The sequence below is a fragment of the Starkeya sp. ORNL1 genome, from assembly GCF_012971745.1.
Taxonomy (GTDB): Bacteria; Pseudomonadota; Alphaproteobacteria; order Rhizobiales; family Xanthobacteraceae; genus Ancylobacter.
Map to the genome: position 1 here is coordinate 452209 of NZ_CP048834.1, position 19581 is coordinate 471789.

Below are 19581 nucleotides of genomic sequence, written 5' to 3' on the forward strand. Positions count from 1 at the left end.
AATATGAATGCGAGCCGACTGATGCAGCGGCGCGCCTCAAGAGTGAAATGGGTTCAGGCGCCGATTGGCTTCAGCCCGAGCCGGGGAATCTCGATCGCCGGGCAGCGGTCCATGATGACGGCGACACCGGCGGCCTCCGCGGTCGCGGCTGCCGAATCGTCGCGCACGCCGAGCTGGCCCCAGATCAGCTTCGGCCTGGGGGCCATGGCCAGCGCCTCAGTAACGACCCCCGGCAGATAGATCGGGGCGCGGAACACATCGATCATGTCGATCGGCTCGGGGATATCGGCGAGCCGGGCATAGGTCGGCAGTCCGGCAATGTCGCGGCCGGCCTGTCCGGGATTGACCGCGAACACCTTGTAGCCCCTGCCGGCGAGATAGCGCGCCACGCCGTGGCTCGGCCGTGCCGGATTGGGACTCGCCCCAACCACGGCGATGGTACGGACCCGCTCCAGCCAGCCGACGATGAAGGCGTCGTCATAGTGGTCGTGGTTCATCGGGTCGTTATCGTTGTCAGGGTCGGCACCACCACGGCGGAAAGCGACCATTTCGCCTCTTCGCCCTTGCCGGATTTGGCGAAGCACAAACGCGTCGCCTCGAAGGACAAGGTGCGGTCGCCCTTGGCAAAGCCACGCTTGCCGTTCGGCAGCGCCACGGCATACCAGTCGCGCTGGCCGTCCTTGCCCTCGACCGCCCCCTCGATGAAGGGCACCACGGCGCCCTGCTTCAAGGTCGCGGCAGTGGCGGCGGCACGGTCCGGCTGCTCGAGGAAGGGGGTCTCCTCGGCGAGGAAGACCAGGTTGTCCGGCACCTCGTCGGCGGCCTCGGCGATGGCGAGCACCTGGCCACGATCGAAGCGCGGCTCGGCCGGGGCGCAGAAGGCGCCGGGCACCTGGCGCGAGCGGCTGACCGAGCCCTTGCCCAGCGCATCCGAGACCGTCATCAGGATCAGGCCATCGAGCATCTTGCGGTTCGGCTCCGCATCGCCGGTGGCGAGCAGGCCCACCGCCTTGTCCAGCCGCTCGGGGCCGGCAATGGCGGGCTCCAGCTTCAGCGGCTTCTGCGCTCCTGCCGGCGGGAAGCCGATCGGCGGGGTGATGATGGCGAGGTCGGCAGCGGCGGCGTCGCGGATGACGGCGACGTTCTTCGCGGTGGCGGCGGCGCGGAGCTGGTCGAGCAGCGCGACGAGGCCGGGATCGTCCGCGCCCTTGAGGTCGTAGCTGATGATCGCCGGCTTGTAGCGGCGCAGCGGCCGATCCTGCGCGCCGGCTGCCACGCACATCGAACAAACCACGCCGATCGTGCCGAGCACGCCGACGGTCCACCGCATTGGACGCATTATCCACCCCGGAATCGCAAAGTTCCGGGCGGCATGAACCACCCGGTTTCGCTGTGCAACATAGGCAGGCATGGCGCCGTGCGGAAGTATCGAGCCTCACCGTCCGGATAAATTATCCGAGCGAAATGAAAGTGCCCTCGATTCAAGGTGTTGGTGCGTGTTCCGAGCGCAGGAGCTCATTCAGCTCCTGCGGAGCATGCGCCTAGCTGCGCTTATCGATCACGGCGCGGCACGCGGGGGAAAGCTTGGCCTTCTGCTTGGAGAGGCAGGCGAGCGCCCGTCCGTCGCCTGGCGACACGCCAGCGCAGAATTTCTGGTAGTCCGCCGTGCAGGCCATGCGTTCGGCGGCGGTCCCGTTCTCCTGCTGCTGTGGCTGCTGCTGGGCCAATGCGCCGGTGCCGAGCAGCGGCAGCATAATGGAGAAAGCGAGCGGAATGGCGTGGATCATGCGCATGGAGACGTCCCCGATAAGACCTGCCCGATAAGACCAGAAGGTCGAGATGATGCGTCGATGCCGATCAGTGCTACAGCGGAGCGGAAGGCCCGACAAGACCGGGACGGGGAGCGCGCATGACGGCGGACGAACTTCAGGCCTATCTCGTCACGGAGTTTCCACAGGCGTTCGGCCCGGGACAGGCGCATCGCGTCGAGGCGGCGGGCGAGGGGGCGGCATTGGTGCGGCTGGAGGCGGACGACCAGCATCTGCGGCCCGGCGGCACGGTGTCCGGCCCGGCACTGATGGGGCTTGCCGACATTGCCGCCTATGTCGCCATCCTCACCGCCATCGGCGAGGTGCCGCTGGCGGTAACCACAAGCTTTTCCATCAATTTCCTGCGCAAGCCGGCGCCCGGTGCCGTCCTCGCAGAAGCCCGCCTGCTGAAACTGGGCAAGCGGCTCGCGGTGTGCGAGGTGGATCTGCGGGCCGATGGCGGGGACGAGCTCTGCGCCCACGCGGTGGCGACCTATTCCATCCCGGGGAGCGGCACTTAGCGAGAGGCAATATAATACCTAAACGATAAGGCGCTGATTTTCATTGCGAAATTCGCCCACTCGCACATTGATTTTGTATCGCTGCTCGGTTACAAGCCGCGCTCAAGTGAAAGGGTTGCTCGTTTGCGGCCTGCACGTTCCTGAATCCCACGGATCAATCCCATGAAGACGTTTTCGGCCAAGCCCGCCGACATCGAGAAGAAGTGGGTGGTGATCGACGCTTCCGGCCTCGTGGTCGGCCGCCTCGCGACGATCATCGCTACCCGCCTCAAGGGCAAGCACAAGCCCATCTATACCCCGCATGTCGATTGCGGCGACAATGTCGTCGTGGTGAATGCCGAGAAGGTGGTCCTGACCGGTCGCAAGCGCGACCAGAAGGTCTATTACCACCACACCGGCTTCCCCGGCGGGATCAAGGAGCGCACCGCGAAGTTCCTGCTGGACGGTCGCTTCCCGGAGCGCGTCGTCGAGAAGGCGGTTGAGCGCATGCTCGCCCGCGGCCCGCTCGGCCGCAAGCTGATGGGCAATCTGCGCGTCTATAAGGGCCCGACCCATCCGCACGAGGCGCAGCAGCCCGTCGCGCTCGATGTCGCCGCCCTGAACCCGAAGAATGCGAGGAACTGACATGGCCGAGGTTCTCCAGTCCCTCGGGGGTCTCGAATCCCTGAAGCCGCAGGCTCCGGAAGCGCCGAAGCACGTCCAGAAGCTCGACAAGTTCGGCCGCGCCTATGCCACCGGCAAGCGCAAGGACGCTGTCGCCCGCGTTTGGGTGCGTCCCGGCACCGGCAAGATCACCGTCAATGAGCGCACCCTCGAGGTGTATTTCGCTCGTCCGGTGCTGCGCATGATCATCCAGCAGCCGTTCGCGGCCGCGGCCCGCAGTGGCCAGTATGACGTGGTCTGCACCGTCTCCGGCGGCGGCCTTTCCGGCCAGGCCGGCGCGCTGCGCCACGGCATCTCCCGCGCGCTCACCTATTATGAGCCGGAGCTGCGCGGTCCCTTGAAGAAGGGCGGCTTCCTGACCCGCGACAGCCGCGTGGTCGAGCGCAAGAAGTACGGCCGGGCCAAGGCTCGCCGCAGCTTCCAGTTCTCGAAGCGCTGATCCTCGGTGCATCCGATACGGAAGGCGGGCCCCTGGCCCGCCTTTTTCGTTTAGGGAGCCGGATACCTCGAATTTTCGACTATTCGATTCAATAATCCTTCACGCCCTGAGGTCGATAGAGGGCCGGGACATACACGCCTCCCGCGATCCGACAGGGCGCCATGCCTTACGATCCTTTGACCCTCTGGCTGCTCGTCGTCTTCATCACAATGCTGACGTCCGGTATCCTGTTGCTCACCTGGGCCACGACACCGGATTCGAGCGCGCTGAGCCATTGGGCCGCGGCGCTGCTGCTCAGCGGGGTCAGCGTGGCGGGCATCGCCGCGCGCGGCTACATCCCGAACTTCGTCTCCATCGAACTCGCCAATGCCGCCACCTTCCTCGGCGGCGGGTTGATGTGGACCGGATTCCGGCGCTTCGACCGGCGTCCGCTGCATCTCCCGGTCGTCTTCATCCCGCCGATCGCCTGGATCGCCGCTTGCCAGCTCCCGCTATTCCAGAGCTCCACCACCAACCGCGTCGTGCTCGCATCGATCATGCTCATCGTGATCCTGTTGGCCTGCATCCGGGAGCTCCGGCGTGGCGCCTATGAGGGCATCGTCGCGCGCACCATGGCCATCGTCGTGCTGGCGGTGCAGGTAGCGGTGCTGGCGAGCCGTATCCTCGTGGTGCAGACCCTGGATCTCGACAGCGGCAGCGGCTTCATCCTGCGCACCGATCCGGTCTTCGCCTGGTACGGCCTTGCTGGCCTGGCTTTCCTGGTGGTCATGGCGTTCACCATGGTCGCCCTGGTGCGCGAGCGGCGGGAACTGGCCTACAAGCAGGCCTCGATGATCGACGAACTGACCGGCCTCCTGAACCGGCGCGGCTTCATGGGCAGCGCTACAGGGGGCTGCGAGCCGGGCCGGCCGTTCGCGGTGCTGGCGCTCGATCTCGACCGTTTCAAGGAAGTGAACGACCGTCACGGCCATGCCGCCGGCGACGACCTGCTCGCCATGTTCGCGCGGGTACTGCGTGCCCAGGTGCGCGCGACCGACATCGTCGCGCGCATGGGCGGGGAGGAGTTCGGCGTGCTGATGCCGGGTGCGCCGCTCGACATTGCCTGCCAGGCCGCGGAGCGCATTCGCGCGGCCTTCCGCGCCGAGGCTGCTGCGCTCAATCTCGCCGGCGTCGCCGGGACGGTGAGCATCGGCGTCGCCGTCGGGCTGGCGCCGGCCAATGCCGCGCTGGAGAGCATCAGCCCGATGCTGGCGCGGGCCGACGCCGCGCTCTATCGCGCCAAGGCGCAGGGCCGCGACCGCGTCGAGACCGCGCGGGCCGAACCGCAGCCGGTGTTGCGCGCGGTGGTTTGAGACTGGCGGATAAATCCCAATCGGCCCCTCATCCCCGGGCTTGACCAGGGGACCCAGACTTTGACCGGGCGCATGCAGCGAGGCTGGATCCCCGGGTCAAGCCGGAGATGAGGGCGGCTGGGGTTTCTGGACGAGGGGAGTTCGGAATATAGCCGACAAAACAAAAGAGGCGCCCGGAGGCGCCTCTTGAAGATGATCGGTTCAGAGCGCCGCAGCGATCAGACCGAGTAGTACATCTCGAACTCGACCGGGTGCGGCGTCATCTCGAAGCGCGCCACCTCGGTCATCTTCAACTCGATGTAGGAGTTGATGAAGTCGTCGTCGAACACGCCGCCCTTCTTCAGGAACTCGCGGTCCTTGTCGAGCGAGGACAGCGCCTCGCGCAGCGAGCCGCACACCGTCGGGATCTTCTTCAGCTCCTTCGGCGGCAGATCGTAGAGATCCTTGTCCATGGCCGGACCCGGATCGATCTTGTTCAGGATGCCGTCAATGCCGGCCATGAACAGCGCCGAGAAAGCGAGATAGGGGTTCGCGCCCGGATCGGGAAAGCGGACCTCGACGCGCTTGGCCTTCGGCGAGGTGGTGTAAGGGATGCGGCACGAGGCCGAGCGGTTGCGCGCCGAATAGGCGAGCAGCACCGGCGCCTCATAGCCCGGGACCAGACGCTTGTAGGAGTTGGTCAGCGGGTTGGTGAAGGCGTTCAGCGACTTGGCATGCTTGATGATGCCGCCAATGTACCACAGGCATTCCTGGCTGAGGTCGGCGTACTTGTTGCCGGCAAACAGCGGCTTGCCGCCCTTCCAGATCGACTGGTGCACATGCATGCCCGAGCCGTTGTCGCCATAGACCGGCTTCGGCATGAAGGTCGCCGACTTGCCATAGATGTTGGCCACCTGATGGATGCAGTACTTATAGATCTGCAGGTGGTCGGCCATGGTGACGAGCGGGCCGAACTTCAGGCCGAGCTCGTGCTGGGCGGACGCCACCTCATGGTGGTGCTTCTCGACCCTGGCGCCCATCTTGGCCATGGAAGCGAGCATCTCGCCGCGCATGTCCTGCGCGCTGTCGACCGGCGGGACCGGGAAGTAGCCGCCCTTGGTCTTCACGCGGTGGCCGAGATTGCCGCCTTCATACTCGGTGTCGAAATTGCTCGGCAGCTCGATGGAGTCGAGCTTGAAGCCGGTATTGTACGGGTCGACCTTGAAGCGGACGTCGTCGAAGATGAAGAACTCGGCTTCCGGGCCGAAATAGACGGTGTCGCCGATGCCGGTGGACTGCAGATAGGCCATCGCCTTCTTGGCGATGCCGCGCGGGTCGCGATTATAGGGCTCACCGGTGGTGGGCTCGAGAATGTCGCAGACGACCGAGAGCGTGGTCTCGGAGAAGAACGGGTCGATGCACGCCGACTCCAGGTCCGGCTGCAGGTGCATGTCGGACTCGTTGATCGCCTTCCAGCCCGCGATCGACGAGCCGTCGAAGGCCTGGCCTTCGGCGAAGAAGTCGTCATCGACCATCGTGATGTCGAAGGTGACGTGTTGCCACTTGCCGCGGGGGTCGGTGAAGCGCAGGTCGACGTATTTGACGTCCTGATCCTTGATCAGCTTCATTACGTCCTTGGCCGTCGTCATAGGTATCGTACCTTTCTTATGACCGCAGTGGCTGAGCGTATAATCCCGGCCGGGGTCCGTTGGAAGGCCCCGACCGCTACACTCAGATGGCGTCCAGCCCGGATTCCCCGGTGCGAATGCGGATTGCTTCCTCGATGTTCGAAATGAAGATCTTGCCGTCGCCGATGCGCCCGGTCTGGGCGGCGCGCCGGATGGCGTCGACGGCGGTCTCGACGGTATCGTCGCCGACCACGACCTCGATCTTCACCTTAGGCAGGAAATCCACGACGTATTCCGCGCCGCGGTACAGTTCGGTATGTCCCTTCTGGCGCCCGAAACCCTTGGCTTCGGTGACAGTGATACCCTGCAGTCCGACCTCCTGCAGTGCCTCCTTCACCTCGTCGAGCTTGAAGGGTTTGATGATGGCCTCGATCTTCTTCATTTCCTCACATCTCCCTCGACTCGACGTTCCGCCACGCCCGGTCGAACCGGGCCGCGTTGAAGCAGAACCCATGCCAAGCCAGTCCGCAACGAAAAACGACGTGGAATCAAACCGCTTATCGCATCAGACAGGTGCCGGCTAACGACCTTAAACCTTGAATGCCAATAAAATAGGCGGATTGTTTAATAAGTAGGCAATCGATATCGCCCGGCATTGGCAATGAGCGCGTGGAAAATAGGCAGACGCACGCGACGCGGCCATGTCGGCCGGAAATGAGACTTTGGAGAGCGCCTTGGAACTGCTGACGCCGCAGGAAATGAGCCGGGCCGACGCCCTGACCATCGCGGCCGGGACGCCGGGCACCACGCTGATGGAGCGCGCCGGCATCGCGGTGGCGGACGCCGCGGCACGGCGCCCGCTCGGCACCCGCATCGCGATCCTGTGCGGGCCCGGCAATAATGGCGGCGACGGCTTCGTCGCGGCGCGGGTGCTGGCGCAGCGCGGCTACAAGGTAGCCCTCGGCCTGCTCGGTCCGCGCGATGCCCTGCACGGTGACGCGGCGGCCATGGCCGGGCTGTGGCGCGGCGACGCGCTCCCGGTGGAGGCGCTCGATCTCGCGGCCTGCGACCTCGTCATCGACGCGCTGTTCGGCGCCGGCCTCGCCCGCGATCTCGACGGCGCGGCGCGCAGCGCGGTGGAGGCGATCAATGAGGCGGGCAGGCCGGTCATCGCGGTCGACCTGCCGTCCGGTATAGACGGGGCGAGTGGTGTGGTGCGCGGCGCCGCGGTGCGCGCGGACGAGACCGTCAGCTTCTTCCGCCTGAAGCCCGGCCATCTGCTGCTGCCGGGGCGGGTCCACTGCGGCAAGGTGCGGCTTGCCGATATCGGCATCGCCGATGGCGTGCTCGGCGAGATCGCGCCGCGCGCCTTCTCCAACGTGCCGGCGCTGTGGCAGGCGCATTTTCCGATCCCGCGCATCGACGGGCATAAATATGACCGCGGCCATGTGGTGACGGTGAGCGGGCCGGCTTACGCCACCGGGGCCAGCCGGCTGGCGGCGGCGAGCGCGCTGCGCGCCGGGGCAGGGCTGGTCACCGTTGCCTGCCCGGCGAATGCGCTCGCCATCCACGCGGCGAATCTCTCGGCAGTGATGGTGCGGCCGGTGGACGATGCGGCGGCGCTGGCGGATCTGCTCGCCGACAAGCGACTCTCCACCATCATCATCGGGCCGGGGGCCGGGCTCGGGCCGGCAACGCGCGACAAGCTGGCCGTGGCCGCGGGCCGCCGGCTGGTGGTCGATGCCGATGCGCTGTCCTCCTTCGCCGGCGAGCCGGAAGCGCTGGCCGCGCGGCTTGCCGGCTCGCCGGCGGCGATCGCGACGCCGCATGAGGGCGAGTTCGCGCGGCTGTTCTCCGGCCACAAGGACATCATGGAGAACTCCTCCAAGATGGAGCGCGCCCGCGCGGCTGCGGCACTGCTCGGCGCGGTGATTGTGCTGAAGGGGCCGGATACGGTGATTGCGGCGCCGGACGGGCGTGCTGCGATCTCTTCAAACGCGCCGCCCTGGCTTGCCACCGCCGGAGCCGGCGACGTGCTCTCCGGCATATGCGGCGGGCTGCTCGGGCAGGGCATGCCGGCCTTCGAGGCGGCGTGCGCGGCGGTGTGGCTGCATGGCGAGGCGGCGCGCGAAGCCGGCCCCGGCCTGGTGGCGGACGATCTGATCGCGGCCTTGCGGCCGGTCTATCGCGGCTTCTTTGGCGGCATGGGGATTGCCGGCTGATCCGCCGGCGCCGCATCCGCGGGCGTCGACTGGCCCGATATGGCTTGGCCCGGCGTCGCCTGGCCCGTGGTCTCGAACCAGCCGAGCGCCAGCGGAACCCCGTCGCCGCCGCGGCGGGCGACCAGCGGCCAGCGTCCGGGCGCGCGGGCAATGAAGGCGAGGCGGATGGTCTTGCCGGAGGCGACGCCGACCGTGTCGTGCCACCAGGGCTTCCAGCCATCGTCCAGTGTGTCGAGCAGCCGGGCGGCATGGCCGTAAAGGTGCACCGAAGCGGTGCTGGCCGAGCGGTTGGTGACGGTCGCCACCAAGGTGCGGCCTGCTGCCACGCTGGCCAGGGCCTCGGGCAGGAAATTCGGTGCCGGCTCGTCGCCGAATTCGAGGGTCAGGCGGGTCGCGCCGGCGAGCTTCGGCTGCGCCGCGGCGTTCGCCATCGGCAGCGCCTGCGGCGCGGGTAGCGGCGTGGTGCGCAAGGCGGCTTCAGCGCTGTAGGCGAGGGCGGCCAGCGGCACCTCGCCATCCGCCATTTCCAGCGCCAGTGCGAGCTGTGCGCCGGGCGGCTTCACCAGGTCGACCAGCACGTCGACGCGGCTGCCGGGAGCCATCAGCAGCCGGCCTTCCGAGGGCGGGAAGGGCTCGGCCGGGCGGCCGTCTATGGAGATGATCCAGCACGGATGGTCATCGAGCTTCAACGGCAGGAACAGCCCGCGCGTAGCATTGACGATGCGCAGGCGTACCCGCTCGCCGGCGCGGGCGGCCAGCTTCGCGGCGGGCGAGCCATTGACGGTGAGATGGATGCGCTGGTCCGGAGCGAGCCGCCAATCCTGGATCACCAGGACGAGATCGCGATCGGCCTCCGGCGGCGTAGCGTCTTCCACCACCAGCGCGCCGGCGAGCCCGCGCGCAGCCTGGCCGGCATCGAACGGCGCATAGAGATAGGTGCCGGCCTCGGTCAGCGGGAAGCGGATATCGGTATTGGCGCCCGGCGCCACCGCTTGACCGGAAAGCCCAGGCACGCCGAGCATGTTGGCCGGCACCGGATAGCCGCCGAAGCTCAAGGCGGTCGGCTCGCTGAGCCGGTTCTGGAACTGGAAGCCGAAATCGTCGCCGAGCTTCTGCCGCAAGGTCGGGCCGGGGAGGGAGCCGCCATACGTAAAAAGCGGCGTTGCCGGCGCGGCGGGGCCGAGCAGATGGGCCTCGCCGAGCTGGGCGGCGAGAGCCGCCGACGCGTCCTGCGCGAGGGCAGGTGGCTTCGGCAGCGCACCGATGATGAGCGACGCACCGAGGCTGCGGCCGGCGGCCATGATCAGGCTGCGGCGGGTGGTGTGGTGGAAATCGTCCATACGCATTGTCACGGCAGGGATTTTCCGGCGCGAGAATGGCGGGCGCAAGGCGGGGCTTGCGGTGTGGTTAGCGGAGGCAAGCGGTTCTCCCCAACCCCTCGGGCGACGGCTCACTTTCCACTGGCGCTGCGGCAAGGCCGTGCTATAAGCCCGCACCCGGCTGGCGGCACCCGGAATGAGTGCGCGCGCCTATGGTTCGAGGAGTTTCCTCGGCAAAAAGGTGCGTTCGCGGGCGTGGCGGAACTGGTAGACGCGCGGGATTTAGGTTCCCGTGACGAAAGTCGTGGGGGTTCGAGCCCCTCCGCCCGCACCAGAACTCCAGCGCACGGTTGCCTCCCGCTTGAACGACGCAATCCCCGGGAATCAGGTGTAAGCCGCCGATTCCCGACCGACAATAAAGCCGCCGCACGGCGACAAGACGAAGGCCGATACCGATGCAGGTCACCGAACTCTCCGCCGATGGGCTGAAGCGCGAATTCCGCGTGGTGCTTCCCGCCGCCGAACTCGACGCCAAGGCCAACGCCCGGCTGGCCGAGATGAAGGACCGCGTGCGCATCAACGGCTTCCGGCCCGGCAAGGTGCCGGTGGCGCACCTGAAGCGGCTCTATGGCAAGTCGGTGCTCGCCGAGGTGATCGACCAGGCGGTCAACGAGGCCAATGGCCAGATCGTCGAGGAGCGCGGCTTCAAGCTCGCCATGCAGCCCAAGGTCGAGCTGCCGCAGGACGAGAATGCGGTCAAGGACGTCATCGACGGCAAGGCCGACCTCTCCTACACCATCAATATCGAAGTGCTGCCGGCGATCACGCTCGGCGACTTCAAGTCGATCGCTCTCGAGAAGCCGGTGCTCGCGGTGACCGACGCCGAGGTCGACGAGGCGGTCTCCCGGATCGCCGACGCCAACCGGCCCTATTCGGCGAAGACCGGCGCCGCCGAGACCGGCGACCGCGTCACCGTCTCCTTCGTCGGCACGCTGGAAGGCGAGCCCTTCGAAGGCGGCAGCGCCGAGGACATCCAGGTGGTGCTCGGCTCCAACAGCTTCATCCCCGGCTTCGAGGACCAGCTGGTCGGCGTCGCCGAAGGCGAAACCAAGACCGTCAATGTCACCTTCCCGGTGAATTATGCGGCCGCCAACCTCGCCGGCAAGAATGCCTCCTTCGAGGTCACCGCGAAGTCGGTCGAGGCGCCCGGCGCCCTGACCGTCGATGACGAGTTCGCCAAGACCCTGGGCATGGAGAGCCTTGAGAAGCTCAAGGAGCAGGTGAAGAGCCGCATCGCCCAGGAGCACAACACGCAGAGCCGCAACAAGGTGAAGCGCCGCCTGCTCGACGCGCTCGACGGCCTGCACCAGTTCGAGGTGCCGCCGACCCTCGCCCAGCAGGAGTTCGACGGCATCTGGAATTCGGTCACCGCCGAGATGGACGGCCAGAAGAAGACCTTCGAGGACGAAGGCACCACCGAAGCCGCCGCCCGCGACGACTACCGCAAGATCGCCGAGCGCCGCGTGCGCCTCGGCCTGGTGCTCGCGGAGATCGGCGACAAGAACAGCATCCAGGTCAGCGATGACGAAGTGACGCGCGCCGTCGTCGAGCGCGCCCGTCGGTTCCCCGGCCAGGAACAGCAGGTGTGGGAATATTACCGCCAGAACCCGCAGGCGCTTGCTACGCTGCGCGCGCCGCTGTTCGAGGAGAAGGTGGTCGACTTCCTGCTGGAGCTTGCCAAGGTCACCGAGAAGCCGGTGACCCGCGAAGAGCTCTATGCCGAGGACGAGGACGTCAAGGCGGCGTGAGCCGTCTCGAGGGCGCGACCCATATCGAGGGTTTGGCCCTCAGCGACCAATGTGTCATCCCGGACGGCCGCGAGGCTGCTCCGGGATTGTGTTTAACCGGAGGGCGGTCCCGGCTCTCCACTTCGCTTCGGCCGTGATGACGGCGTGCGGAAGGGTTGAGGCAGGGCAGGGTGGGACGGGATTTTCGGTCCCCACCCTAGCGGGAGCGCACTTTCCCCTTATGTTGGGGCGGGATTGGATTCGCGGAAACCGGGGTTTCCCGGCCCGCTGAGGATCGGAAGATGCGTGACCCTATCGACACCTACATGAACTATCTCGTCCCCATGGTGGTCGAACAGACCAACCGGGGCGAGCGCTCCTACGACATCTACTCGCGCCTGTTGAAAGAGCGCATCATCTTCCTGACCGGGCCGGTCGAGGACAACATGTCGACCCTTATGGTCGCGCAGCTGCTGTTCCTCGAGGCGGAGAACCCGAAGAAGGAGATCTCGATGTACATCAACTCGCCGGGCGGGGTGGTGACGTCGGGGCTCGCGATCTACGACACCATGCAGTTCATCAAGCCGGCGGTCTCGACGCTGTGCATCGGGCAGGCCGCTTCCATGGGCTCGCTGCTGCTCACGGCCGGCGAGGCCGGCATGCGCTTCGCGCTGCCGAACGCGCGAATCATGGTGCATCAGCCTTCCGGCGGCTATCAGGGCCAGGTGACGGACATCCTGATCCACGCCAAGGAAGTCGAGAGCCTGAAGAAGCGCCTCAATGAAATCTATGTGAAGCACACAGGGCAGACCCTCAACGCCGTGGAAGACGCGCTGGAGCGCGACAATTTCATGACGTCGGATGCAGCCAAGTCCTTCGGATTGATCGACAACGTCATTGACAAGCGGCCGTCGGACGAGCCGGCGAGCAAGGCGTGACGCTATTGTGGGCGTGTTTTCGAAGCCACGCTCACTCCCTATATGAATGGTGAAGCGGCGGCGGTTCGTCGCGCGCACTTGCGTGCGGTGCGGTATCGCGCTTGCATGGCTTCAGGAGTGAATCTTCGGCAGGAGGTGTGACAGGGTGTTGACAGGGTGTGACGCGACCTCGTGAAAAGCACGGGATGGCGTTAATGCCTTCTTGATCGAGCCGTTCCTAGCATGCTTGGCTAGGCTGGCACGGTTCGACCCCAGGTCGCTCCACCTGACGGCCCAGACGGTCCGTCGCGCTCTCCCAGTCAGGAGGCCCGCGGCGGCCTCGGAACTGAGGCGGTTCGGGCGGATGCCCCGACCCGTCGAGCAGACGGAGAGACGCATGAGCAAGGTTGGCGGCGGCGACAGCAAGAACACCCTTTACTGCTCGTTCTGCGGCAAAAGCCAGCACGAGGTCCGCAAGCTTATTGCGGGGCCTACGGTTTTCATCTGCGATGAATGCGTCGAGCTGTGCATGGACATCATCCGCGAGGAGAACAAGTCCTCGCTGGTGAAGTCGCGGGACGGCATCCCCACGCCCAAGGAAATCTGCAAGGTCCTGGACGATTACGTGATCGGCCAGTTCCATGCCAAGCGCGTGCTCTCGGTCGCGGTGCACAACCACTACAAGCGGTTGAACCACGCGACGAAGCACAGCGACGTTGAGCTCGCCAAGTCCAATATCCTGCTGATCGGGCCGACGGGTTCGGGCAAGACGCTGCTCGCGCAGACGCTCGCCCGCATCCTCGACGTGCCCTTCACCATGGCGGACGCGACGACGCTCACCGAGGCCGGCTATGTCGGCGAGGACGTTGAGAACATCATCCTGAAGCTGCTGCAGTCGGCCGATTACAATGTCGAGCGGGCGCAGCGCGGCATCGTCTATATCGACGAGATCGACAAGATCAGTCGCAAGTCCGACAACCCCTCCATCACCCGCGACGTGTCGGGCGAGGGGGTGCAGCAGGCGCTCCTGAAGATCATGGAAGGCACGGTCGCTTCCGTGCCGCCGCAGGGTGGGCGCAAGCATCCCCAGCAGGAGTTCCTGCAGGTGGATACCACGAACATCCTGTTCATCTGCGGCGGCGCCTTCGCCGGCCTCGACAAGATCATCTCCTCGCGCGGCAAGGGAACCTCGATCGGCTTCGGCGCGGTCGTGCATGCCCCCGAAGACCGCCGTCCGGGCGAGGTGTTCCGCGAGGTGGAGCCGGAGGACCTCTTGAAGTACGGGCTGATCCCGGAATTCATCGGTCGTCTCCCGGTCATCGCCACGCTCGAGGATCTCGACGAGGCGGCGCTGAAGAAGATTCTCTCCGAGCCCAAGAACGCGTTGGTGAAACAGTACCAGCGGCTGTTCGAGATGGAGAATGTGGACCTCACCATCCACGAGGAAGCGCTGGGCGCCATCGCCCGCAAGGCCATCGAGCGCAAAACCGGCGCGCGCGGCCTGCGCTCGATCATGGAGGGCATACTTCTCGATACGATGTTCGATCTGCCCGGCCTGGAAGGGGTCGAGGAGGTGGTCATCTCCAAGGAGGTCGTCGAGCAGAACGCACGCCCGCTTTACATCTATGCGGACCGTGCTGCGGCTGGCGATGCGGGCGCGAGTGCCTGAGGGCGCACCAGCACCCTTGGCCGGGCAATTTTGCCCGGCCGCGACGGTGGCCGGGCATCTTGACGGTGTCGTAGCGGCTCGCCATCTGAGCTACAACAAACCCGGTCCCCGACCGGATCGACGTGCCCCGGATCGACGCGCCCTGCGCGGTCCGCTCCGCTCCCGCACAACGATATCCGTTCGCGTCCCGGCCGCCTTGCGGCACGGTTCGTTCCTTCGCGCGCTTCGCGCGGGGACGAACGAGCCGCCAACAGAAAGGATTGAGCCATGACGAGCCCGAAGCCTCGCACCGCGCTCCAGCCCGGCGTCCCGCAGACCTTCCCGGTGCTGCCCTTGCGGGACATCGTCGTCTTTCCTCACATGATCGTGCCGCTGTTCGTCGGCCGCGAGAAGTCTATCCGCGCCCTCGAAGAGGTGATGCGCAACGATACCTTCATCCTGCTGGCGACCCAGGAGAACGCGTCCGACGACGATCCGGCGACCGATTCCATCTTCAAGATCGGCACGCTCGCTTCCGTGCTCCAACTGCTGAAGCTGCCGGACGGCACCGTGAAGGTGCTGGTCGAGGGCATTTCGCGCGCCCGCGTCACCAAATATACCGACCGCTCCGACCTCTATGAGGCCGAGGCGGTGGCGCTGGAGGAAGACGGTGGCGCCAAGGTCGAGGCCGAAGCCCTCGCCCGCTCGGTCGTCACCGAGTTCGAGAGCTATGTGAAGCTCAACAAGAAGGTTTCGCCCGAGGTCGTCGGCGTCGTCACCCAGATCGAGGACCACTCGAAGCTGGCCGATACCGTGGCCTCGCATCTCGCGGTGAAGATCCCCGAGAAGCAGGCGGTGCTGGAGATCCTCAAGGTCACGACGCGCCTCGAAAAGGTGCTGGCGCTGATGGAGAGCGAGATCTCGGTGCTCCAGGTCGAGAAGCGCATCCGCACCCGCGTCAAGCGGCAGATGGAGAAGACGCAGCGCGAGTACTACCTGAACGAGCAGATGAAGGCGATCCAGAAGGAGCTCGGCGACGGCGAGGAAGGCCGTGACGAGCTTGCCGAGCTGGAAGAGCGCATCAAGACCACCAAGCTCACCAAGGAAGCGCGCGAGAAGGCAAACCACGAGCTGAAGAAGCTGCGGCAGATGTCTCCGATGTCGGCCGAGGCGACGGTGGTGCGCAACTATCTCGACTGGCTGCTGTCGATCCCATGGGGCAACAAGAGCAAGATCAAGAAGGACCTGCCGTTCGCGCAGGCCATTCTCGATGCCGAGCACTATGGCCTCGACAAGGTCAAGGAGCGCATCGTCGAGTATCTCGCGGTGCAGAGCCGCCAGAACAAGCTGACCGGCCCGATCCTATGCCTCGTCGGGCCGCCCGGCGTCGGCAAGACCTCGCTGGGCAAGTCCATCGCCAAGGCGACGGGGCGCGAATTCGTGCGCGTCTCGCTCGGCGGCGTGCGTGACGAGGCCGAGATCCGCGGTCACCGGCGCACCTATATCGGCTCGATGCCCGGCAAGGTCATCCAGTCGATGCGCAAGGCGAAGAAGGCCAACCCGCTCTTCCTGCTCGACGAGATCGACAAGATGGGCGCGGATTTCCGCGGCGACCCGTCCTCGGCCCTGCTCGAGGTGCTTGATCCCGAGCAGAACTCGACCTTCAACGACCATTACCTCGAGGTCGATTACGACCTGTCGAACGTGATGTTCGTGACCACGGCGAATACGCTGAACATCCCGCCGGCCCTGCTGGACCGCATGGAGGTGATCCGTATCGCCGGCTACACCGAGGACGAGAAGGTCGAGATCGCGCGCAAGCACCTGATCCCGGCCGCGCTGGCCAAGCACGGCCTCGATGTCAAGGAATGGTCGATCGATGCCGAGGCGCTGCTGACCCTGGTCCGCCGCTACACCCGCGAGGCGGGCGTGCGCAACCTGGAGCGCGAAATCTCCAACCTCGCCCGCAAGGCGGTGAAGGAGCTGATGCTCTCCAAGAAGAAGACGGTGAAGGTCACCGGCAAGACCCTGGAAGAGTATCTCGGCGTGCCGAAGTTCCGGTATGGCGAGGTCGAGCGCGAGGATCAGGTCGGTGTCGTCACCGGCCTTGCCTGGACCGAGGTGGGCGGCGAATTGCTGACCATCGAAGGCGTCATGATGCCCGGCAAGGGCAGGATGACGGTCACCGGCAATCTGCGCGACGTGATGAAGGAATCGATCTCGGCGGCGGCCTCCTATGTCCGCTCCCGCGCTATTGATTTCGGCATCGAGCCGCCGCTGTTCGAGCGCCGCGACATCCATGTCCACGTGCCCGAAGGCGCCACCCCGAAGGACGGCCCGTCCGCCGGCGTCGCCATGGCGACCGTGCTGACCTCGGTGCTGACCGGCATCCCGATCCGCCGCGACATCGCCATGACCGGCGAGATCACGCTGCGCGGCCGGGTGCTGCCGATCGGCGGCCTCAAGGAGAAGCTGCTGGCGGCGCTGCGCGCCGGCGTGAAGAAGGTGCTGATCCCGGAAGAGAACGCGAAGGACCTCGCGGAGATTCCGGAGAATGTGAAGAACGGCCTCGAGATCGTGCCGGTCTCGCGCATGGACGAGGTGCTGCGTCACGCTTTGATACGCCAGCCCGACCCCATCGTGTGGGAAGAGAAGGACGAGAAGCGGGTCGCGACTCCGGACGTCGAGCCGGTGATCGGCCTCGACGAGCCGACCGGTATCGCCGCTCACTGAGACCTCGATCACGATGCATTTGGATCAACTCGATCCAAATGCATGAAGTGTGATCGAGTCTAAAACTGGAGCATGATGTCGTCCGAAAGCCGCTTCGCACTTCTCGGCATCATGCTCTGGGGCGCCTTGAGGCGCCTCGTTTCGGACCGTCTTCAGCAAATGCCCGGGCCTTGCCCGGGCATTTTTGTTTCCGGTGGGGAACGTCCGGTGCCGCACCGTTGCTGCCGCCCAATTTCCAGGCGGTCATCAAACGTCATATTCTTGGTATTATAATACCGCAATACCGCCGGAAATCGTGTATTTGTGCGGGTTTTCGGCCGCTCACGCTTGCAATCGCCGCAATTTGGGGGAAGCTTCCCGCCCGTCGTCGGTGCACCCAGCCGACGATTCTTGTGCAATGTTAAGGGAAGGACGGTCAGATGACCACGAAGAACGAACTCGTCGCCGCGGTGGCTGAGCAGGCCAAGCTGACGAAGGCGGCGGCTGCGGCTGCCGTGGACGCGACCTTCGACGCCATTGCCGCTTCGCTGAAGGCGGGCGACGAGGTGAAGCTCATCGGCTTCGGCAGCTTTTCGGTCGTGAAGCGCGCTGCGCGCGAGGGCCGCAATCCGCGCACCGGCAAGCCGGTGAAGATCGAAGCCTCCAAGGCGCCGAAGTTCACGCCCGGCAAGGGTCTGAAGGACATCGTCAACGGCTGATTTCTGCCGCCTCCGGTCGGCCGCGCGCTCTCGCCCCCGCAATTCGCGGATCGGGCGGGGCGTCTGCGGCGGCCGAGGCCGGGCAGGGTGGAATTCCACCCGCCCATCCGCCAAGGTCCGTGGCGAGTGTCGCCTTTGATCTTGCTCCGCTTCCCCGCAAAGGGTTAAAGCGTTCCGGTCAGGTTTGGCCGGTCGGCGTCGCGGCATGTCCGCGGCGATCCACCGAGGCGAGCCCGGCGCGGGCGGTTAGCTCAGTTGGTAGAGCATCTCGTTTACACCGAGAGGGTCGGCGGTTCGAGCCCGTCACCGCCCACCAATTCTTTGCGTGAGTGATGCGACGGTGAAGCTCGTCCTGTTCGATTGCGACGGCACGCTCGTCGACAGCCAGCACGTCATCCTTGAAGCGATGGCGCGCGCCTTTGCAGGCGCCGGCCTTGCCGTGCCGCCGCGCGAGACCGTGCTCGGCATTGTCGGCCTTTCCCTCACCGAGGCGATGCGCCGCATCGGCGGCGAGGACCCGGCGTTTCCCGCCGAGGAGCTGGCCGAGCTTTATCGCGGCGCCTTCCGCACGCTGCGCACCGAGCCCGGCTTCCGCGAGCCGCTCTATCCCGGCATTGCCGAGGTGATCCAGATGCTGGCGCGGCGCGAGGACGCGCTGATCGGCATGGCCACCGGCAAGTCGCAGCGCGGCGCGCGAGCGGTGCTGGAGCATCACGGCCTGGCCTCGCACTTCGTCACCGTGCAGACCGCCGATGACGCTCCATCCAAGCCACATCCGGAAATGGTGCTGCGGGCCATGGCGGAGACCGGCGCAGCGCCGCTGGACACCATACTGATCGGCGACACCAGCTTCGACATGACGATGGCCCGTGCTGCCGGCGTGAGGGCGGTAGGCGTCACCTGGGGCTATCATGCCCGCGACGTGCTGGTGCAGTCCGGCGCCGAGCGCCTAGTCGATCACGCGTCGTCGCTGCCCGTAGTGCTGGACGAATTGTGGATGGAGTTCGCCTGATGGCCGGGGACGAGACGCGCGACGATACGGCGGATCCGATCCGCGCCGCGCGTGGCGCCGGCCAGCCGCCGCGAGCAAAGCGCTTCTACAAGCAGGCCGCAGCTGGGCCGGTCGAGGGCGGCCACGGCGTCCTGCTGGACGGCCGGCCTGTACGCACGCCCTCACGCGCCGTGCTGGCGGTGCCGAGCGCCAAGCTGGCCGAGGCGCTGGCGGCAGAATGGGCGAGCCAGGGCGAATTCATCGAGCCGATGAGCATGCCGCTCACCCGCCTCGTCAACTCCGCGCTCGACGGGGTGGCGGCGCGAACCGGCGAAACTGCCGACGAGATCGTCAAATATGCCGGCTCCGACCTGCTGTTCTATCGCGCCGACGGGCCCGCGAGCCTCATCGCCCGGCAGGCGGCGCATTGGGACCCGGTGCTGGACTTCATGCGCGAGCGCCACGGCGCGCGCTTCATGCTGAGCGAGGGCATACGATTCGTCGAGCAGCCGCAGAACTCCGTAGCGGCGGTGCGGGCGGCGTTGCCGGAGGATCCGCTACGGCTGGCCGCGCTCGCTTCGATGACGGCGCTGGCGGGCTCGGCTCTGCTCGCCATTGCCGTCTGGCAGGGTGCGCTCGACGAGGAGGCGGCCTGGACCGCCGCCCATGTCGATGAGGACCACCAGATCGAGCTGTGGGGCGCGGACGCCGAGGCGAGCGCCCGCCGCGAGGCGCGCCGCCGCGAGTTCGTGGCGGCAGCGGCGCTGTTGCGGCATCTCGCCTGAACGGGAGCACGTCCGTCAACGGGGGAAGTCCGTCGTTGGAACGTAATAGAGCCTTGACCGCGCCGGGCTTGAAACCTAGACAGGTCGCCGC

General features: G+C 66.3%; 18 protein-coding genes and 2 tRNA genes. 14 read left to right on the plus strand and 6 right to left on the minus strand.

What is annotated here, in order from left to right:
* Positions 1-53 precede the first annotated feature (53 nt).
* The 3 genes from G3545_RS02150 to G3545_RS02160 all read right to left on the minus strand — a co-directional run bounded on the left by G3545_RS02150 (position 54) and on the right by G3545_RS02160 (position 1793).
* Complete coding sequence (locus G3545_RS02150; protein WP_170009416.1) at positions 54-497, minus strand: CoA-binding protein; 444 nt, start codon at positions 495-497, stop codon at positions 54-56.
* Positions 494-1330: a hypothetical protein gene (locus G3545_RS02155; protein ID WP_170009418.1), complete on the minus strand. Its 837-nt coding sequence runs from the start codon at positions 1328-1330 to the stop codon at positions 494-496. The genes G3545_RS02150 and G3545_RS02155 overlap by 4 nt, the downstream gene beginning before the upstream one ends.
* A gap of 211 nt (positions 1331-1541) precedes the next feature.
* Complete coding sequence (locus G3545_RS02160; RefSeq protein WP_246702655.1) at positions 1542-1793, minus strand: cysteine rich repeat-containing protein; 252 nt, start codon at positions 1791-1793, stop codon at positions 1542-1544.
* Between the two features lie 116 nt (positions 1794-1909).
* On the opposite strand from G3545_RS02160, the gene G3545_RS02165 reads away from it, so the two are divergent.
* The 4 genes from G3545_RS02165 to G3545_RS02180 all read left to right on the plus strand — a co-directional run bounded on the left by G3545_RS02165 (position 1910) and on the right by G3545_RS02180 (position 4783).
* Positions 1910-2329 (plus strand): PaaI family thioesterase, encoded by a 420-nt coding sequence (locus G3545_RS02165; RefSeq protein WP_170009420.1) that lies wholly within the window; start codon positions 1910-1912, stop codon positions 2327-2329.
* A gap of 162 nt (positions 2330-2491) precedes the next feature.
* The gene (gene rplM / locus G3545_RS02170; RefSeq protein ID WP_170009422.1) at positions 2492-2953 is read left to right on the plus strand and encodes a 50S ribosomal protein L13; all 462 of its coding nucleotides are present in this window, start codon (positions 2492-2494) and stop codon (positions 2951-2953) included.
* A gap of 1 nt (position 2954) precedes the next feature.
* Positions 2955-3431, plus strand: a complete 477-nt coding sequence (gene rpsI / locus G3545_RS02175; protein WP_170009424.1) for a 30S ribosomal protein S9 — start codon at positions 2955-2957, stop codon at positions 3429-3431.
* A gap of 161 nt (positions 3432-3592) precedes the next feature.
* Positions 3593-4783, plus strand: coding sequence for a GGDEF domain-containing protein (locus tag G3545_RS02180; RefSeq protein ID WP_170009426.1), 1191 nt, complete (start codon positions 3593-3595; stop codon positions 4781-4783).
* A 218-nt stretch (positions 4784-5001) separates the two neighbouring features.
* On the opposite strand, the gene glnA is transcribed toward G3545_RS02180, so the two are convergent.
* On the minus strand, positions 5002-6411 hold the full coding sequence (gene glnA, locus G3545_RS02185) for a type I glutamate--ammonia ligase (RefSeq protein ID WP_170009428.1): 1410 nt from the start codon (positions 6409-6411) through the stop codon (positions 5002-5004).
* Between the two features lie 82 nt (positions 6412-6493).
* Positions 6494-6832, minus strand: a complete 339-nt coding sequence (locus tag G3545_RS02190; protein WP_170009430.1) for a P-II family nitrogen regulator — start codon at positions 6830-6832, stop codon at positions 6494-6496.
* A 292-nt stretch (positions 6833-7124) separates the two neighbouring features.
* Here G3545_RS02190 and G3545_RS02195 point away from each other — a divergent pair, with 292 nt between their 5' ends.
* Positions 7125-8612: an NAD(P)H-hydrate dehydratase gene (locus G3545_RS02195; protein WP_170009432.1), complete on the plus strand. Its 1488-nt coding sequence runs from the start codon at positions 7125-7127 to the stop codon at positions 8610-8612.
* Here the strand turns inward: G3545_RS02195 and G3545_RS02200 are convergent.
* Complete coding sequence (locus tag G3545_RS02200) at positions 8573-9958, minus strand: multicopper oxidase family protein (RefSeq protein WP_246702843.1); 1386 nt, start codon at positions 9956-9958, stop codon at positions 8573-8575. The two genes, G3545_RS02195 and G3545_RS02200, sit on opposite strands and share 40 nt — an antisense overlap.
* A 222-nt stretch (positions 9959-10180) precedes the next feature.
* Here G3545_RS02200 and G3545_RS02205 point away from each other — a divergent pair.
* From G3545_RS02205 to G3545_RS02245, 9 genes are all read left to right on the plus strand, one after another.
* Positions 10181-10265: transfer RNA gene (locus tag G3545_RS02205), tRNA-Leu, on the plus strand.
* A gap of 121 nt (positions 10266-10386) precedes the next feature.
* A complete protein-coding gene (tig, locus tag G3545_RS02210; protein WP_170009437.1) occupies positions 10387-11739 on the plus strand; it encodes a trigger factor in 1353 nt (450 codons plus the stop codon).
* A 281-nt stretch (positions 11740-12020) separates the two neighbouring features.
* Positions 12021-12656, plus strand: a complete 636-nt coding sequence (locus tag G3545_RS02215; protein WP_170009439.1) for an ATP-dependent Clp protease proteolytic subunit — start codon at positions 12021-12023, stop codon at positions 12654-12656.
* 376 nt (positions 12657-13032) lie between these two features.
* Positions 13033-14304: an ATP-dependent Clp protease ATP-binding subunit ClpX gene (clpX, locus tag G3545_RS02220; RefSeq protein ID WP_170009441.1), complete on the plus strand. Its 1272-nt coding sequence runs from the start codon at positions 13033-13035 to the stop codon at positions 14302-14304.
* Positions 14305-14571: 267 nt separating this feature from the next.
* Positions 14572-17016 (plus strand): endopeptidase La, encoded by a 2445-nt coding sequence (lon, locus tag G3545_RS02225; RefSeq protein ID WP_170009443.1) that lies wholly within the window; start codon positions 14572-14574, stop codon positions 17014-17016.
* 419 nt (positions 17017-17435) lie between these two features.
* Complete coding sequence (locus G3545_RS02230) at positions 17436-17714, plus strand: HU family DNA-binding protein (protein WP_170009445.1); 279 nt, start codon at positions 17436-17438, stop codon at positions 17712-17714.
* A 240-nt stretch (positions 17715-17954) separates the two neighbouring features.
* Positions 17955-18030, plus strand: a tRNA-Val gene (locus G3545_RS02235).
* A gap of 24 nt (positions 18031-18054) precedes the next feature.
* On the plus strand, positions 18055-18726 hold the full coding sequence (locus tag G3545_RS02240) for an HAD-IA family hydrolase (RefSeq protein WP_170009447.1): 672 nt from the start codon (positions 18055-18057) through the stop codon (positions 18724-18726).
* The gene (locus G3545_RS02245) at positions 18726-19490 is read left to right on the plus strand and encodes an ATP12 family protein (RefSeq protein WP_170009449.1); all 765 of its coding nucleotides are present in this window, start codon (positions 18726-18728) and stop codon (positions 19488-19490) included. The genes G3545_RS02240 and G3545_RS02245 overlap by 1 nt, the downstream gene beginning before the upstream one ends.
* Positions 19491-19581: the final 91 nt, after the last annotated feature.

What these genes read in the sequence shown, in the direction of transcription:
- G3545_RS02150 (WP_170009416.1), bottom strand. Translation starts at nt 497, where the DNA reads ATGAACCACGACCACTATGACGACGCCTTCATCGTCGGCTGGCTGGAG.
- G3545_RS02155 (WP_170009418.1), bottom strand. Translation starts at nt 1,330, where the DNA reads ATGCGGTGGACCGTCGGCGTGCTCGGCACGATCGGCGTGGTTTGTTCG.
- G3545_RS02160 (WP_246702655.1), bottom strand. Translation starts at nt 1,793, where the DNA reads ATGCGCATGATCCACGCCATTCCGCTCGCTTTCTCCATTATGCTGCCG.
- G3545_RS02165 (WP_170009420.1), top strand. Translation starts at nt 1,910, where the DNA reads ATGACGGCGGACGAACTTCAGGCCTATCTCGTCACGGAGTTTCCACAG.
- rplM (WP_170009422.1), top strand. Translation starts at nt 2,492, where the DNA reads ATGAAGACGTTTTCGGCCAAGCCCGCCGACATCGAGAAGAAGTGGGTG.
- rpsI (WP_170009424.1), top strand. Translation starts at nt 2,955, where the DNA reads ATGGCCGAGGTTCTCCAGTCCCTCGGGGGTCTCGAATCCCTGAAGCCG.
- G3545_RS02180 (WP_170009426.1), top strand. Translation starts at nt 3,593, where the DNA reads ATGCCTTACGATCCTTTGACCCTCTGGCTGCTCGTCGTCTTCATCACA.
- glnA (WP_170009428.1), bottom strand. Translation starts at nt 6,411, where the DNA reads ATGACGACGGCCAAGGACGTAATGAAGCTGATCAAGGATCAGGACGTC.
- G3545_RS02190 (WP_170009430.1), bottom strand. Translation starts at nt 6,832, where the DNA reads ATGAAGAAGATCGAGGCCATCATCAAACCCTTCAAGCTCGACGAGGTG.
- G3545_RS02200 (WP_246702843.1), bottom strand. Translation starts at nt 9,958, where the DNA reads ATGCGTATGGACGATTTCCACCACACCACCCGCCGCAGCCTGATCATG.
- tig (WP_170009437.1), top strand. Translation starts at nt 10,387, where the DNA reads ATGCAGGTCACCGAACTCTCCGCCGATGGGCTGAAGCGCGAATTCCGC.
- G3545_RS02215 (WP_170009439.1), top strand. Translation starts at nt 12,021, where the DNA reads ATGCGTGACCCTATCGACACCTACATGAACTATCTCGTCCCCATGGTG.
- clpX (WP_170009441.1), top strand. Translation starts at nt 13,033, where the DNA reads ATGAGCAAGGTTGGCGGCGGCGACAGCAAGAACACCCTTTACTGCTCG.
- lon (WP_170009443.1), top strand. Translation starts at nt 14,572, where the DNA reads ATGACGAGCCCGAAGCCTCGCACCGCGCTCCAGCCCGGCGTCCCGCAG.
- G3545_RS02230 (WP_170009445.1), top strand. Translation starts at nt 17,436, where the DNA reads ATGACCACGAAGAACGAACTCGTCGCCGCGGTGGCTGAGCAGGCCAAG.
- G3545_RS02245 (WP_170009449.1), top strand. Translation starts at nt 18,726, where the DNA reads ATGGCCGGGGACGAGACGCGCGACGATACGGCGGATCCGATCCGCGCC.